This window comes from Pseudomonas sp. 50_B, from assembly GCF_017491625.1.
Lineage (GTDB): Bacteria > Pseudomonadota > Gammaproteobacteria > Pseudomonadales > Pseudomonadaceae > Aquipseudomonas > Aquipseudomonas danubii.
On record NZ_JAFGYX010000028.1, the window covers coordinates 23,984 to 40,217 of the forward strand.

At 68.7% G+C, this 16,234-nt stretch carries 7 protein-coding genes; all 7 read left to right on the top strand.

Annotated features, from left to right (window positions below; translation table 11 throughout):
* Nucleotides 1-287: 287 nt before the first annotated feature.
* Genes J5M73_RS27525 through J5M73_RS27555 form a run of 7 tightly spaced genes read left to right on the top strand, consistent with a single transcriptional unit; the run spans nucleotide 288 to nucleotide 16,221 of the window.
* A complete protein-coding gene (locus J5M73_RS27525) occupies nucleotides 288-1,955 on the top strand; it encodes an AMP-binding protein (protein ID WP_102863103.1) in 1,668 nt (555 codons plus the stop codon).
* Nucleotides 1,942-3,693, top strand: a complete 1,752-nt coding sequence (locus tag J5M73_RS27530) for an ABC transporter ATP-binding protein (RefSeq protein WP_243433956.1) — start codon at nucleotides 1,942-1,944, stop codon at nucleotides 3,691-3,693. The genes J5M73_RS27525 and J5M73_RS27530 overlap by 14 nt, the downstream gene beginning before the upstream one ends.
* Nucleotides 3,690-5,453, top strand: a complete 1,764-nt coding sequence (locus tag J5M73_RS27535; RefSeq protein WP_207816573.1) for an ABC transporter ATP-binding protein — start codon at nucleotides 3,690-3,692, stop codon at nucleotides 5,451-5,453. The genes J5M73_RS27530 and J5M73_RS27535 overlap by 4 nt, the downstream gene beginning before the upstream one ends.
* Nucleotides 5,446-8,916 (top strand): non-ribosomal peptide synthetase, encoded by a 3,471-nt coding sequence (locus tag J5M73_RS27540; RefSeq protein WP_207816575.1) that lies wholly within the window; start codon nucleotides 5,446-5,448, stop codon nucleotides 8,914-8,916. The genes J5M73_RS27535 and J5M73_RS27540 overlap by 8 nt, the downstream gene beginning before the upstream one ends.
* On the top strand, nucleotides 8,913-14,333 hold the full coding sequence (locus J5M73_RS27545; protein ID WP_207816584.1) for a non-ribosomal peptide synthetase: 5,421 nt from the start codon (nucleotides 8,913-8,915) through the stop codon (nucleotides 14,331-14,333). Before J5M73_RS27540 ends, J5M73_RS27545 begins: the two co-directional genes overlap by 4 nt.
* Nucleotides 14,330-15,445, top strand: a complete 1,116-nt coding sequence (locus J5M73_RS27550) for a saccharopine dehydrogenase NADP-binding domain-containing protein (protein ID WP_243433957.1) — start codon at nucleotides 14,330-14,332, stop codon at nucleotides 15,443-15,445. Before J5M73_RS27545 ends, J5M73_RS27550 begins: the two co-directional genes overlap by 4 nt.
* Complete coding sequence (locus tag J5M73_RS27555; protein ID WP_102863107.1) at nucleotides 15,442-16,221, top strand: alpha/beta fold hydrolase; 780 nt, start codon at nucleotides 15,442-15,444, stop codon at nucleotides 16,219-16,221. The genes J5M73_RS27550 and J5M73_RS27555 overlap by 4 nt, the downstream gene beginning before the upstream one ends.
* Nucleotides 16,222-16,234: the final 13 nt, after the last annotated feature.

Genomic DNA, 16,234 nt, shown 5'->3' on the forward strand with positions numbered 1-16,234 from the left:
TCGCCCCGTCCTGTCAGGGCCTGCCGGGGCCGCGCCGCGCAATCAAAAGAAAAAGCCGCGCAAACGAATGTCCTGCCGATTGCCGGGCCTTGGAAATTGCTGGTTAATAATCACTCTCATTTGCAAGCACGGCAGCCCTTCATGGACGACACCCCACGCAACAGCACCGCAGGAGCGCCTGTGGACCTTCATTTCCTTTAGCGCCGACGACGTTTTCCCGTTCATTCCAAGGACCTGGCACCTCAGGTCCAGGGCCGCTTTTTGCGTCAAAAAACTCAGGAGACAGCATGTCCACTTTCGATGATCTGCAGGATTGCCCCTCTTGGCCCGAGGCCTTTGCCCAGCGCTATCGCCAGGCCGGTTACTGGCGCGATGAAACCTTTGGCGACCTGCTGCGGGTGGCGGCCCAGGCTTTTGCCGAGCGCGAGGCGCTGACCGATGGCGAACAGCGCCTGAGCTATCGGCAGTTGGACCTGCGGGTCGATCAACTGACCGCCGGCCTGTACCGCCTGGGCTTGCGCGCCGGGGACAATGTGGTCCTGCAATTGCCCAATCGCAGCGTTTTCGTCGAAACCTGCTTTGCCCTGTATCGCCTCGGCGTGCGGCCGATCTTCGCTTTGCCGGCGCACCGGCATCTGGAGATCGGTCGTTTCTGCGAATTCGCCCAGGCCCGGGCCTACCTGTGCACCGACTGTGACGCCGGCTTCGATTACCGGGCCATGGCCCGGGATCTCAAGGCCGGTAATCCGCACCTGGAGTGGGTGATAGTGGCCGGCGAGGCCGAGGAATTCACCGCCCTTGATGGCCTGTATGACCCGGCCCCGTCGCCGGCTTTCCCGGCGCCGAGTGCCGATGCCGTGGCCTGCTTCCAGTTGTCCGGCGGCTCCACCGGGATTCCCAAGCTGATTCCGCGGCGGCACAACGAATACCTCTACAACCTGCGGGCCAGCGTCGAGCGCTGCGGTTTGTCCAGTGCCAGCGTGTACCTGGCGGTGCTGCCCATGGCCCACAACTTTCCCATGTGCTGCCCGGGGTTCATGGGCACCTTGTCGGTCGGCGGGCGCGTGGTGCTCGGCCACTCGCCAAGCCCGGAGGTCTGTTTCGAACTGATCGAGCGCGAAGCCGTCACCCATACCGCCCTGGTACCGCCCCTGGCCCTGGTCTGGATGGAAGCGGCCCAGGCTCGCGGACGGGGGCTTTCCTCGTTGCAGCTGCTGCAGGTGGGCGGGGCCAAGCTCAGTTTCGAGGCCGCGCGGCGTATCGAACCGGTGCTCGGTTGCCGCCTGCAGCAAGTGTTCGGTATGGCCGAAGGTCTGATCTGCTACACCGACCCGCAAGACCCGCCCCAGCGGGTGCTGCACACCCAGGGCCGGCCCCTGTCGCCGGCGGACGAAATCCGCGTGGTGGACGAGCAGGACCAACCCGTCCCGGTGGGCCAGGTGGGCCAGTTGCTGACCCGTGGCCCCTACACCATCCGCGGCTATTACCGCTATCCCGAGCACAACGCCCAGGCCTTCACCGCCGACGGCTTCTATCGCACCGGTGACCGGGTGCAGCTCACCGCCGACGGCTACCTGATGGTGGAAGGGCGGGACAAGGACCTGATTAACCGCGGCGGCGAAAAGATCGCTGCCGAAGAAGTGGAGAACCTGCTGCTGAGCCATCCGGCGGTGGCCGACATCGCCCTGGTGGCGATGCCCGATGCCTTCCTCGGCGAGCGCACCTGCGCCTTCGTTATTGCCCGTGGCCAGGCGCCCCGGGCTGTGGAACTGCTGCGCCATCTGCGGGCCCAGGGCCTGGCGGCGTTCAAGCTGCCGGATCGCTTCGAGTTCATCCCGGCCTTTCCCCAGACCGGGGTCGGCAAGGTCAGCCGCAAACACCTGCGTGAGGCCATTCAGGCCTTGTACTTCGGTGCTGAGGCCCAAGGCCGGGTGGGAACTGATGCCCGTGGCTGAACAACCAGGATTGACTGACCTGTTGCAACCGGTGCGCGGACGTCTGCTGGCGGCGATGCTGTTGCAGGTGCTGGCGGCGCTGGTGGGCCTGCTGCCGCTGATGGCCGTGGCCGAACTGGCGCCGCTGCTGCTGGCGGGCGAGCTGGATATGGACCGCGCGGGCTTCTGGCTGCTGGCCGGGGGCGGGGCCTTGCTCCTGCGTCTGCTGGGGCTGGCGGCGGGGTTGCAGATCACCCATCTGGCCGACAGTGACCTGCAGCGCCATCTGCGCCAGCGCATCGCTGCCCATCTGGCGCGGGTGCCCCTGGCCTGGTTGGGTGGCCAGCGGCAAACCGCCGAGCGGGTGTTGCTGGAGGATGTCGGCGCCCTGCATCAATTGGTGGCGCACCTGCCCAACAATCTGGTGGCGGCCCTGGTGGTGCCCTTGGCCAGCCTGATCTACCTGCTGACGGTGAGCCTGCCCATGACCCTGGTGGTGCTGGCGCCGCCGCTGGTTGCGCTGTGGCGCCTGCGGGTGATGCGTACCCCGGCGTACCACGCCGAGCGCCAGCGCCTGGGCGCGGCCATGGGCACGCTGTCGACGGCGACCCTGAACTTTGTGCAGAGCATTGCCATGGTCAAATCCTTTGGCCGGGTGGAGCGGGTGCAGGACGACTTCTTCAAGGCCGTAGAGGATTTCGGCCGTTTCTTCTCCCAGTGGGTCGAGCGCTGGGCCGGCCTGGGGGCCAGTGTCGAAGTGTTGCTTTCGCCTCTGCTGGTGTTGGCCCTGGTGCTGGTGGCCGGGGTGGCGCTGATTGCCGGCGGCTGGCTGCAGCCGGCGCAGTTGCTGGCGTTTGCCTTGCTGGGCCCGGCCCTGGCGGCGCCGGTGGCGGCCCTGGGCCATGGCGCCGATTCCCTGGTCCAGGGCCGGGCGGCGGCGCAGCGCATCAGCGCGGTGCTGAGCACGCCGGTGCTGGCGCAGCCGGCGTTCTCCCGAGAGCCCGAAGGTGCCCTGGTGACCTTCGATTCCGTGGACTTCAGCTACCCCGACGGCACTCAGGTGCTGCGGGGCATCGATCTGTGCCTGCAGCCCGGCACCCTGACCGCCCTGGTGGGGGATTCCGGGGCCGGCAAATCCACCCTGGCCACCTTGCTCGCGCGCTTTGCCGATGTCAGCGCCGGGGCGATCCGCATCGGCGGTGTCGACCTGCGGGACATGGACAGCGCGACCCTGTATCGCCAGGTGGCCTTTGTCTTTCAAGAGGTGCGTCTACTGCGCACCAGCGTCCTCGACAACCTGCGCCTGGGGCGCCCCGACGCCGGCCTCGCAGAGGTCGAAGAGGCGGCTCGGGCCGCGCAGATCCACGAGCGCATCTGCGCCTTGCCCGAGGGATATCACACCCTGCTGGGGACCGGCGTGCAGTTGTCCGGCGGCGAGGTCCAGCGCCTGGGCATTGCCCGGGCCATGCTCAGCCAGGCACCGATCCTGGTGCTCGACGAGGCCACCGCGGCCAGCGATCCGCAATCCGAAGCGGCGATCCAGCAGGCGCTGTCGCGGTTGGCAGCGGGGCGCACGGTGCTGGTGATCGCCCATCGCTTGAGCAGCATCCAGGACGCCGACCAGATCGCCGTGCTCCAGGGCGGGCAATTGCGCGAGTGCGGTCGGCACCAGGTCTTGCTGGATCAGCAGGGGGTGTATGCCGGACTCTGGGCGGCGGAGCAGTTTGGCGCGGCCCCGTTGACGAGGGCCCTGTCATGATCGCTGCCCTGTTACGCAGCTTGCAGCCCAAGAAAGCCGGCCTGCTGCGCCGGGCGCTGCTGGCCATGGCGGCCAGTGCCTTGGCCCAGGGCCTGGCGCTGGCCTTGCTGCCCATGGCGTTTGCCGGTGTCTTCGACGCCGCGTCGGGCAAGGCGCCCTGGCTCTGGGCCGGGGCTTTTACCGGGTTCGCCGGGCTGTGCCTGGGGTTGCGCCGCCATGCCCAGCTGGCCGGCTACAGGGCCGGGGCGGCGGCCGCGCAGTCGCTGAACCTGCGCATCGGCCAGCAGTTGGCGCGCCTGCCCCTGGAGTGGTTCGTCGAGCGGCGTGGCGCCGAGCTCAACCGCCTGGTGACCCACACCGTGGCGCAGATCATGAGTGCCCCGGCGCACCTGCTGCAGCCCATGGCCAACGCCTTGCTCACGCCCCTGGCGTTGCTGCTGGCGCTGTTTTTCTATGACCGCTCCATGGCCCTGGCCGCCTTGGCCAGTGTGCCCCTGCTGCTGTTGTTCTATCACTGGGGCGTGCGTTGGGGCGGGCAGGCCGAGCGCCTCAGCGAAGCGGCGGCCGGCGAAGCGGCGGCGCGGGTCCTGGAGTTCCTGCGGCAGCAGCCGCTGCTGCGCTCCAGCGGGCGCAACGGTGAAGGTTTCAGCCTGCTGGGCGAGGCTTTGCAGCAACAGCGTCAGGCCCAGCGCCAGGCCCACTGGCGCACCTTTCCGGCAGCCCTGGGGTTGGTGGTGGTGCTCCAGGCCGGCTACACCGCCGTGTTGCTGTGCGGGCTCTACGCGGTCCTCGGTGGCAGTCTCGGGGCCGTGCAATACCTGGCCCTGGCGGTGCTCGCCACTTGCCTGGTGGAGCCCATGGGCGCCCTGGTCAACCTGGGCACCACGTTGCGCCAGACCCGCCACGGCGTGGACAGCCTGTGCCAGTTGCTGAACCTGCCGCCCCTGCCGGAGCCGAGCGAGCCCCAGACGCCGCAGGGGCAACGGGTCGAGGTGCGGGAACTGGGGCTGGTGCGCCAGGGCCGAGCGCTGCTGCAGGACATCAGCTTCGAGCTGGAACCGGGCTCCCTGAACCTGCTGGTGGGGGCCTCGGGCTCCGGCAAGTCGAGCCTGTTGCGCTTGCTGGCGCGCTTTTGCGATGTCAGCAACGGCGCCATCCTGCTGGGGGGCGTGGACCTGCGCCAGCTCTCGGCCCGGCAGCGCGACCAGGACATTGCCCTGATGTTCCAGGACTGTCCGCCGCTGGCCGCCAGCCTGCTGGACAACCTGCGCCTGGGCCGCCCCGAGGCCAGTGAGGCGCAACTGATGGCCGCCGCCCACGCCACCGGCCTCGACCGCCTGGCTCAGCGTCTGCCCCAGGGCTGGCAGACCCGGGTGGGCGAGGGCGGTGTCAGCCTCTCCGGCGGCGAACGCCAGTGCCTGGCCCTGGCCCGGGTCATGCTCAAGGACGCCACGCTGATCCTGCTGGATGAACCCACCGCCGCCCTGGACGCCATCAGTGAGGCGCGGGTCAACCGCAGCCTGCTGCAACTGGCGCGCAAGCACACGGTGCTGCTGGTGACCCACAAGCCGACCCTGGCCCCGCATGCCGCGCAGATCCTCCTGCTGGACCAGGGCCGCCTGGCCCAGCGCGGCACCCATGCCCAACTGATGGCGGCTACCGGCCGTTATCGCGAACTGTTCCACGAGCGCGAGGCGATCAATCGCTGGCGCTTGCGACCTACCCCTTCCGTACCCCATAGGACCGTCCACCATGACTGATAACCCAGCACTGGCACGCGCTCATCCAGCGCACGCCGGCCTGAGTCATTCACCCCAAGGCCTCTGCGCGGGCATTGCCCGACTGCTCGACTACGCGCCCGAGGAGCTTGAGGCGGATGTTTCGCTGATCGAGCAGGGTCTCGATTCGGTGAGCATCATGCGCCTGCCGGCGTTGCTGGCCGCCGAGGGCGTGAGCCTGAGTTTTGCCGAGCTTATCCAGCAGCCGACCCTGGACGGCTGGTGGGCGCTGATCGAGGCCCGCCGGGGCCTTGCGGCGCCGTGCTTGCAGGCGCTAGCCGACGCCGGCGACAACGCTGATTTTCCTCTGACCCCGCTGCAACAGGCCTACTGGTTCGGTCGCGATCCGGGCATGCCCCTGGGGGGCGTGGGTTGCCACCTGTATCAGGAACTGGATGGCCAGGACCTGGAACCCCAGCGCCTGGAGCAGGCCGTGCGCCGCCTGTGCCAGCGTCATCCGATGCTGCGGGCCTGCTTTGTCAACGATACCTGCCAGCGCATCCTGCCCCAGAGCCCCTGGCCCGGTCTGACCGTCCACGACCTGCGCCAGGCCTCCAGCGTGGGTGTGGCCCAGACCCTGGAGCAGATTCGTCAGCGCCTGGCGCACCGCTGCCTGGAGGTCAGTCGCGGGGAGGTCTTCGATGTGCAACTGAGTCTGCTGCCCGAAGGCCGTAGCCGTCTGCACCTGAACATCGACCTGCTGGTGGCGGATGTCCTGAGCATTGGCATCCTGCTGCGGGATCTGGCCCTGATCCATGCCGGTCTCGAACAGCAATTGCCGGTGCTGGAGTGGGACTTTGCCCACTACCTGAAAGCCGAGCAGGCGGCCCGCGCGCCGCAACTGGCGGCGGCCCGGGACTACTGGCTGCCGCGCCTGGAGGCGTTGCCCGACGGCCCGCAATTGCCCCTGGCCCGGGAGCCGCAGCAACTGGGTACGCCACGCTTCCAGCGTCTGGACATGCGCCTGGATACAGCCCAGTTGCAGGCCCTGGAGCACAAGGGTCGGCAGCACGGCCTGACCCTGGCCAGCGTGCTGGCCTGTGCCTATGCCCAGGTGCTGGGGCGCTGGAGCGCCAGTCAGCATTTCCTGCTCAACGTGCCGCTGTTCAACCGCCAGGAACTGCACCCTTGCGTGCCCCACTTGCTGGCGGACTTCTCCAATCTGGTGCTGCTGGAAGTGGATCAGCGCCAGCCCCTGGATTTCTGCCAGCAGGCCCTGGCGCTGCAGGCTCAGTTGCACCGGGATATCGCCCATAGCGCCTGGCCCGGGGTCGAGGTGCTGCGCGAGCGTGCGCGCCTGCGTCAGGGCGGTGGTCAGGGGGCGCCGGTGGTGTTTGCCTGCAACCTGGGCCCGGCCTTTGTCGATGACACCTGCCGCCAGCAACTGGGCGAGCCCGGCTGGGCGCTGTCGCAGACGCCCCAGGTGTGGCTGGATCACCAGAGCTACCCGATGGCCGACGGCCTGCTGCTGAACTGGGACGCGGTGCAGGGGCTGTTCCCCGAGGGCCTGCTGGAGCAGATGTTCGAAGCCTATCGCACTCTGCTGCTGTGGCTTTGCGAGCATGACTGGCAACAGGTGGCGCCGTTGCCCCTGCCGGCCGACCAGCAGCGGGTGCGCAGCGCGGTCAACGACTGCCGGCACGCAACCCCGGCCCGGCTGTTGCACCAGGGCTTCTTCCAACAGGCCCAGGCCCATCCCGAGCGGCTGGCGCTGATCTGCGACCAGGGCCAGCTGAGTTATGCCGAGCTGGCCCGGCAAGCCCTGCAACTGGCGGGCGCCCTGGTGGAGTGGGGCGTGCAACCCGGCGAGGCGGTGGCGATCACCCTGCCCAAGGGCCGCGAACAAGTGATCGCGGTGCTGGGGATTCTCGCCGCTGGTGCGGTCTACGTGCCGGTGGGCATCGAGCAGCCGCCGGCCCGGCGCGACATGATCTATCAGCGTGCCGGGGTGCGTGTGGTACTCACCGACACGGCTCACCGCGACAGCGGTATCTGGCTCGCCGCACTGCGGGTGGTGACCCTGGCCCAGGCACGCCCGGCAGCCGCCCTGGCGCAGCCTTTGCCGCTTGCGGCCGATGCCCTGGCGTATGTGATCTTCACCTCCGGCACCACCGGTGAACCCAAGGGGGTGGAGTTGTCGCACCAGGCGGCGATGAACACCATCGAGGCGCTCAACCGGCGTTATCGGGTCAGCGCCGAGGATCGGATGCTGGGCGTCTCGGCCCTGGATTTCGACTTGTCGGTGTACGACCTGTTCGGCCTCCTGAGTGTCGGTGGCGCCCTGGTGCTGCCGGCCGACGCCTTGCGCAAGGAGCCCCAGGAATGGCTGCGCCTGATCCGCGAACAGCAGGTCACCCTGTGGAACTCGGTGCCGGCGCTGCTGGACATGCTGACCTTGCAGGTACGGGACGCTGGCGGTCTGGCGGCGTTGCGCCTGGCCATGGTTTCCGGGGACTGGGTCGGCCTCGACCTGCCACGCCGTTTGCGAGAGGCGGCGGGGCGTGAACTGCAGTTCGTGGCCCTGGGCGGCGCCACCGAGGCGGCGATCTGGTCGAACTGCCAGGACGTGGACGTGGTGCCCGGGCACTGGCGTTCGATCCCTTATGGCCGGCCCCTGGACAACCAGTGCTTCCGGGTGGTGGACAGCCAGGGCCGGGATTGCCCCGACTGGGTGCCGGGCGAGCTGTGGATCGGCGGCGCCGGGGTTGCCGCGGGCTATCGCGGCTTGCCCAGCCTGAGTGCCCAGCGCTTTGTCGAGCATGACGGCGGGCGCTGGTACCGCACCGGCGACCAGGGTCGCTACTGGGCCGACGGCACCCTGGAGTTCCTCGGACGCCTGGACCATCAGGTCAAGGTCCGCGGCTTTCGCATCGAACTGGCGGAAATCGACCTGGCCCTGGAACGCCACCCGGCCATCAGTCGCGCCCTGAGCCTGGTGCTGCCCGGCAGCGAGCCGCAGCTGGCGGTGGTGCTGGTGGCCCATGAGCCGCTGCCCTCGACCCAGGCCCTGCGGCAGTGGCTGGGCCAATGGCTGCCCGAACACATGCTCCCGGACAGCTGGCTGACCCTGGCCGAGCTGCCGCTGAGCAGTAACGGCAAGGTCGATCGCGCGGCCTTGCTGTGGTTGCTGCAGGAGCAGCGGCGTGGCATCGCGCCGCACAGCGCCGAGCCTCCTCAAGGGGAGTGGGAAGAGGCCGTGGCCGCCCTTTGGCAAGAGTTGCTGGAGGTGCCACAGGTGGGCCGGCACCAGGGCTTCTTCGCCCTGGGTGGCAACAGCCTGCTGGCCGCCCGCTTGATCGAACGCATCGCTCGGCAGTTCCAGGTGGAACTGTCGCTCAAGGACTTTTTCAACGCGGCCACCGTGGCCCTGCAGGGGCAGTTGCTCGCCTCGCGCCGGGAACAGCGGCCCGTCACTCAGAACGCAATGGTGGAGGGCGTGTTATGACGCTGCAGCAACTGCAACAGGATCTGCAACAACTGGGCGTGGAGCTCTGGGAAGAACAGGGCCGCCTGCGTTATCGGGCCCCGGCCGGGGTCATGGACGACGCGCGCCTGCAGCAACTTCGGCAACACAAGGACGCGTTGCTGCAACAGCTGCAGGCGGCGCAGATGCCGACCCTGGAGGCCGACCTGCCGGCCCGGGAAGAACCCTTCCCGCTGACCGATGTGCAGGCGGCCTATCTGCTGGGCCGCACCACAGCCTTCAGCTTTGGCGGCGTGGCCTGCCACGGTTATCTGGAGTTCGCCCAGCAGGACCTCGACCCGCTGCGCCTGGAACAGGCCTGGAACCAGCTGATCGCCCGTCACGAGATGCTCCGCGCCGTGGTGCTGGAGGAGGGCTACCAGCGCATCCTGCCCCAGGTGCCCCATTACGCCATTGCGCACCACGACCTGAGCCAGGACGACGGCAGTGCCTTGCAGGCCCTGCGCGAGCGCATGGAACTGCGCCGCGCCACGCCTCAGCAATGGCCCTTGATCGAATTGTGCGTGAGCCAGGGCCGCGACACCTCGCGCCTGCACCTGTCGGTGGACCTGCTGGTGTGCGACTACCAGAGCGTGCGCATGCTGCTGGCCGAGTTGCAGCAGCTGTACCGCGGCGAGGCCCTGCCGGCACCGGCGCAGATCAGCTTCCGCGACTACGTACTGGGCGAGCGGCGCCTGCGCGAGCAACCGCGCTACCAGCGCGACCGTGACTACTGGTGGGCGCGGGTCGACAGTCTGCCGGGGGCACCGGAGCTGCCGCTGCTGGGGGCACCCACCGGGCCACGCTTCCAGCGCCGGGCCATGAGCCTGGAAGCGCGGGACTGCAACGCCCTGCGCCTGAATGCGGCCGCCGCCGGGGTCGGCGTGTCGGCGGCGATCCTCTCGGCCTACGCCGAAACCCTTGGGCGCTGGAGTCGGCGCGGACACTTCTGCCTGAGCCTGACCCTGCTCAATCGCCTGTCCCTGCACCCTCAGGTCGACCGCTTGGTGGGGGATTTCAGCTCGGTGGAACTGCTGGAAGTGCAGACCCTGCAAGGGGGCAGTTTCGGTCAGCGCAGCCAGCAGTTGCAGGAACGGCTGTGGCAGGACATGGACCATCGCCTGTGCTCGGGCATCGAAGTGCTGCGCGAGCTGGCGCGGCGCAAGGGCCAGGATGCGGCGCTGATGCCGTACGCCTTCACCAGCACCCTGGGTGCCGGCGGCGAAAGCGGCGGCGGGGCCTTCATGCCGGGAGCCGAGCTGGTGTTCGGCATCAGTCAGACGCCCCAGGTGCTGATCGATTGCCAGGTCAGCGAACGGGACAACGGCCTGGCGATCAACTGGGACATTCGCGAAGGGGTGTTCAGCGAGGCGCTGCTCGACGACTTGTTCGATACCTTCGAACGGCTGCTCAAGCGCCTGGCCCGGGAACCCTCGGCCTGGACCCTGGACGATTGCCTGGAATTGCCGGCGGCCCAGCGCCTGCAACGCGAGTTGGTGAACCAGACAGCGGCGCCGTTGCCCACTGGCGGGCTGCATGAGCCGTTCTGGCGTCAGGCAGCTGCTGCGCCGCAGCGTGTGGCCCTGATCCAGGGCGCCGGGCAACTGAGCTACGGCGAACTGGCCGGACGCGCCGAGGCCGTGGCCGAGGCCCTGCTGAACGCCGGCTGCCAGCCGGGAGAGCGGGTCGCGGTGTGCATGGACAAGGGCCTGGAGCAGGTGATTGCGGTGCTGGGCATTCTGCGGGCCGGGGCGGCCTACCTGCCCCTGGACACCAACCAGCCCGAGGCCCGGCGCCAGTTGATTCTGGATAACGCCGAGGTCGGCCGGGTGCTCAGTCAGTCCTGGTTGAGCGATGAGTTGTGCTGGCCGGCACGGGTGACCCAGGTGATCCAGGTCGATCAGAGCCCGCTGGCGGCGCAAGCTCCGTTGCCGGTGCTGGACATCGATCCGCAGCAGTTGGCCTACGTGATCTACACCTCCGGCTCCACCGGGGTGCCCAAGGGCGTGATGATCAGCCATCAGGCGGCGCTCAATACCATCGTCGACATCAACCAGCGCTTTGCCATCGGCGCCGAGGATCGGGTCCTGGCCCTGGCCAGCCTGGGCTTCGACCTGTCGGTGTATGACCTCTTCGGCCTGCTGGCCGTGGGCGGCGCCCTGGTGCTGCCCGACCCGCAACGCCGCGCCGATCCTTCGCACTGGGCGGCGTGCGCCCGGGAGCACGGGGTAACCCTGTGGAACTCGGTGCCGGCGCAATTGCAGATGCTTACCCACTACCTGCAGGCAGTGCCGTCGATGGCGCCCGGAGCCTTGCGCCTGGCGCTGCTGTCGGGGGACTGGATTCCCCTGAACCTGCCGGCGGAGGCTGCCCAGCTGTTGCCGCAGTTGCGGCTGATCAGCCTCGGTGGGGCCACGGAAGCGGCCATCTGGTCGATCTACTACCCAATCACCCAGGTCGATCCGCAGTGGCGCAGCATTCCTTACGGCGCGCCCCTGGCCAACCAGCGCTTCATGGTCCTCGACGAGCAGGGCCGCGACCGTCCTCAAGGGGTGGCCGGTGAGCTGTACATCGCCGGTAGCGGCCTGGCCCTGGGTTACCTGGGGGACGCCGAGAAAACCGCCGAGCGTTTCGTCGATCACCCCCGCAGCGGCGAGCGCCTGTACCGCACCGGCGACCTGGGCCGCTACCTGGAAGATGGCCTGATCGAGTTCCTTGGTCGCGAGGATTTCCAGGTCAAGGTGCGCGGTCATCGTATCGAGCTGGCGGAAGTGGAAAGTGCACTGCTCAGCCATCCTCATGTGGAGTCCGCGGTGGTGGTGGCCGCTGGCGAAGGGGCTTTCGAACGGCGACTGCAGGCCTGCCTGCGGGCCAGTCTGCGGGACATGCCGCTGGCCTGGCCGGAGCAGTTGGAGGCGCGTACCCAGGCCGCGGCCCAGGCCGTGCGCGGTGATCTGAGCGATGCCCTGGTCAGCGAGATGTCGGCCTGTGTCGAGCGCGCCGCGCTGCTGTCCATGGGCCTGGCCCTGCAGCGTCCCGGGCTGTTCCAGCAGGCGGGGCAGCGTCACTCCCTGGAAGAGGTATGGGCCTTGAGCGAGGTCGCGCCGCGCAACCAGCGCTTGATCCGGCGCTGGTTGCAGGCCCTGGCCCAAGAAGGGCTGGTGCAGCATGACCGGCAGTCCGGTGGTTACTCGGACCTGCGGGTGCAGCGCGAGGAATACCTTCGGCTGTGGCAGCGCATCGACGCCTTGGAGCCTCGCGTAGGCTGGGGCGCCGAGGTCCTGCGTTATTTGCGCGAGAGCCAGGAGCAACTGCCGGCGCTGATGAGCGATCAGTTGGACCCGCTGCACCTGCTGTTCCCCGAGGGCCGTACCGATACCGCCGAGGGCGCCTACCGCAAGAACCTGATCAGCCAGTACCTGAACCAGGCGGTGTGCGCCGCGGTGCAGGAGATCATCCGCCAGCGTCCTGCCGGCCAGCGCCTGCGCCTGCTGGAGATCGGCGCCGGGGTCGGCGGCACCAGCGCCGATTTGATCCCGGCCCTGGACGGCCTGCCGGTGGACTACCAGTTCACCGACCTGTCGCAGTTCTTCCTCAACGAGGCCCGGGAACATTTCGCCGCCTATCCCTGGGTCAGCTACGGGCTGTTCGACCTCAACCAGGACCACTGGGCCCAGGGCGTGGCCGCCAACTCCCAGGACGTGATTCTCTGCGCCAACGTGCTGCACAACTCGCGGCATGCCAGCCGGGTGCTGGCGCGGCTGCGGGAGATGCTGGCCCCGGGCGGCTGGCTGATCTTCATCGAGGCCACCCGCGACACTTACCAGATCATGGCCTCCATGGAATTCAAGGAAGGCCTGACCGCTTTCGAAGATTTCCGTGCGGAACTGGACACCACCTTCATCCGGCGCGAGCAGTGGCAGCAGTTGCTGCTGGAGGCCGGGGGCGAAACCCCGCTGTGCCTGCCCAAGGCCGATGACGCCATGTCGCAGATCGGACAGCACCTGTTCATCACCCGCTTCAAGAGCGAGCGCCAGACCCTGGAGCCCGAGCCACTGCGTGCCCATCTGGCCCAGCGTCTGCCGGACTACATGATCCCGGCGGACTGGCAGATCCTCGATGAGATGCCGCTGACCGCCAACGGCAAGGTCGACCGCCAGGCCCTGGCCCGGATCGGTGTGGCCGGGCCCGAGCAACAGATCAACAGCGGCGCGGCGCCGGTGGACGATCTGGAACGCAGCATCGCCGAGGTCTGGCAGGCCCTGTTGCGGGTGCCGGCGGTGGGCCGCGAGCAGGGCTTCTTCGAGCTGGGCGGCGACTCGTTGCTGGTGGCGCAAGTGGTGGGTCGCCTGCGCGAAGCCTTGCCCCAGGCCCGGCAGTTGCCCTGGAGCGACTTGCTGCGGCAGTTGATCAACCAGCCCACCGTGGCGGCCCTGGCCGACTACCTGCGCGGGCAGGGTGGGCAAGGCGATTCACCGCTGGTGCGCATCAGCGACAAGGTGCAGGGCCCGACGCGGATCTTCGTCCACGACGGCAGCGGCACCCTGGCGCCGTATCGCGCGCTGTTCGCTGCCCTGGGGGAAGACGCGCCCCTGGAAGGGCTGGTGCTCAACGACGTGCCGGGGTATCTGGCGCTGGAGCCGGCCACGGCGATTCGCCGGTTGGCCGAGCGCTATGCCGACACCCTGCAGGCCGAAGGCCGGCGCCAGGTGAGCATCGTCGGCTACTGCCTGGGCGGGTTGCTGGCCACCGAACTGGCGGCGTGCCTGGCGGCGCGTTCCATCGAGGTGCTGCAGCTGAGCGTGATCAGCAGCTACCGGGTGCCGTTCATGATCGAGGACGACCTCTTGGCCGAGTACGTGTTCGCCCGGGTGATGCAGGCCGATCCGCTGGTGCTGGGGTATCCCGAGGACGAGCAGGCCATGGAGCGCAGCATCGCCCGGGTCCTGGCCCAGACCCCAGGACGGGTGCCCCAGGGTTCGCTGTTGGCCTTGAGCGACGATGGCCAATGCACCTCGGCCCTGGCCTGTCTGCGGCGCCTGGCAGAGAAGACCCCCGAGCAGCGCCTGCAGGCGATTGCCGAAGCCATGCGTCACGCCGGTTCGCAGTTGAGTGACCTGGACTGGCTGCGCGAGCAATTGCAGGTGTTGCGTCACAGTCTGGCGGCGGTGGCCCTGCATGAGGCCACGCCGTATCAGGGCGACTTGCTGTTCATCCGCCAGAGCGGCGAGGTCCAGGTGCTGCCGGGCATGCACCGCGACATGAGCGCTTACTGGCAGGCCCTGTGCCTGGGCGAACTGCGGGTGGTGGATGTGCCTGGGGATCACTTCAGTTGCATGCAGCAGCCCCAGGTGCAAGCCGTGGCCCGGGCCTTCGACGCCGCCGAGGTGGCGGCATGAGTGGGGCGCTCATTGGTCTGGTCGGCGCGTATGGCAGCGTCGGCCGTCAGGTGGCGCAACTGCTGGCACCCAGGCTTGCCTTGCGCCTGGGCGGACGCGACCGGCAGCAGGCCGAGCAGTTGAACCAGCAGTTGGGGGCGTGCGCCGACGTGCGCGCCCTGGACCTGTGGGATGAGCAAAGCCTGGCCAGCTTTTGCGCCGGCTGCACCCTGGTGATCAATTGCGCCGGGCCCAGCTACCGGATTCTCGACCGGGTGGCCCGGGCCGCGCTGGCGACGGGCGCCGATTACCTGGATGTGGGCGGTGACGACCCGGTGCACGAGCGTCTGGTCGGTCAAGTGCCCGCAGGGCGCCGGGTGCTGTTGTCGGCGGGCATGCTGCCGGGGCTTTCGGGGGTGTTCCCGCGGTTGCTGGCGCAGTCTTTCCAGCGAGTCGATGAGATGCGCTGCTATGCCGGCGGCCTGGGACGGCTGTCCGCCACGGCCGCCGAAGACTTCCTGCTGAGCCTGGGCAATGGCTTCGGCCAGGCCCAGTGCGGCTGGCGCGAGGGGCGGGTGGTGCGCAGCACGGGCAGTGCCCGGCAGCCTCTGCAACGGGACTGGCTGCCGGTGGCTGGGGTACAGGCCTATCCCTACCTGAGCACCGAGCAGCAGCGCTTGTTCAGTGACCTGCAAGTGCCTCACGGCCAGGGCTTCAACCTGTTCGAGGGCGGGCAACTGGCGGCGACTTTGCAGCGTATCCAGGGCTCGGCGCCAGAGGCGCGCAACACGCCGCAGAACATCGCCGCGCTGGTCCAGGCCAGCGCCCTGGATGTGGCCGGACGGCGGCCGTACCAACTGCTGGCGGTGGAGCTCGACGGCCTGCGTGATGGCCGCCCGCAGCAGGCCAGTGCCTGGTTACGGGCCGGCGACGGTTCGCGGTTGACCGGCAGCGTCGCGGCGTTCTGCGCGCTGCATTGGCAGCTATTGCCCCAAGGCCTGCATTACGCGGCCCAGGTGCTGGATGCCCAAGCCTGCCTGGAGCAGGTCTGTCAGTGGTTGCCGGACACCCGGGTCAGCCTGGGCCTGAGCGCCGGTACGCCACTGGCCGAGCTAGAGGAGGGTGTGCTGTGAGAAAGGCTCCCAGTGCCTGGCTGCGCCGTTACCCGCAGCCGCAACCGCCGCGCTGCCGGCTGGTGTGCCTGCCCCATGCTGGGGGCAGCGCGAGTTTTTTCAATGACTGGCGGGCGTTGTTGCCCGCCGATATCGAGTTGATCAGCGTGCAGTACCCGGGGCGTGAAGAGCGCCTCAACGAGACCTGGCCCGGCAGCCTGGAGTGGATGGCGGGCACTATCACTCGGGCCCTGTCGGACCTGGTGGACCGGCCGCTGGTGCTGTTCGGCCACAGCATGGGCGCGGCCCTGGCCTATGAAGTGGCGGGGCGCATGCAGCAGCAAGGCTCGGCCCCTCAGCGCCTGATTGTGTCAGCACACCCGGCGCCCCATCGCCAGCGCCACAGCGAGCTGCACCTGGGGTCGGACGAGGCGTTGCTGGCGGATGTACGGCGCCTGTCCGATGGCGCGCCGTCCCTGTTGGACGACCCGACGCTGCGCGACCTGTACCTGCCGGCACTGCGTAACGACTATCGGCTGATCGAGTCCTATCGCGGCGACATCGGCCGCGCCCTGGACCTGCCCCTGAGCGTGTGCCTGGGGGGCCAGGACCCTGAAGTCGATGCGGACGAAGCCTATGCCTGGGCCGAGGTCAGCGCCCAGGTCACCGACTTCCAGAGTTTCCCCGGTGCTCACTTCTATCTGCGCGAGCAGCAGGCCGAAGTGCTGCGGCACCTGACCCGGCTGCTGGCCGGCCACGGCGAGCAGCCGTGGCACTGCTGGCCCTCGACCCCGTGAATTTTCCCTTGGT

Bases quoted from the DNA above. Each gene is read 5' to 3' on its own strand.
- J5M73_RS27525 (WP_102863103.1), top strand. From the start codon at position 288: ATGTCCACTTTCGATGATCTGCAGGATTGCCCCTCTTGGCCCGAGGCC.
- J5M73_RS27530 (WP_243433956.1), top strand. From the start codon at position 1,942: ATGCCCGTGGCTGAACAACCAGGATTGACTGACCTGTTGCAACCGGTG.
- J5M73_RS27535 (WP_207816573.1), top strand. From the start codon at position 3,690: ATGATCGCTGCCCTGTTACGCAGCTTGCAGCCCAAGAAAGCCGGCCTG.
- J5M73_RS27540 (WP_207816575.1), top strand. From the start codon at position 5,446: ATGACTGATAACCCAGCACTGGCACGCGCTCATCCAGCGCACGCCGGC.
- J5M73_RS27545 (WP_207816584.1), top strand. From the start codon at position 8,913: ATGACGCTGCAGCAACTGCAACAGGATCTGCAACAACTGGGCGTGGAG.
- J5M73_RS27550 (WP_243433957.1), top strand. From the start codon at position 14,330: ATGAGTGGGGCGCTCATTGGTCTGGTCGGCGCGTATGGCAGCGTCGGC.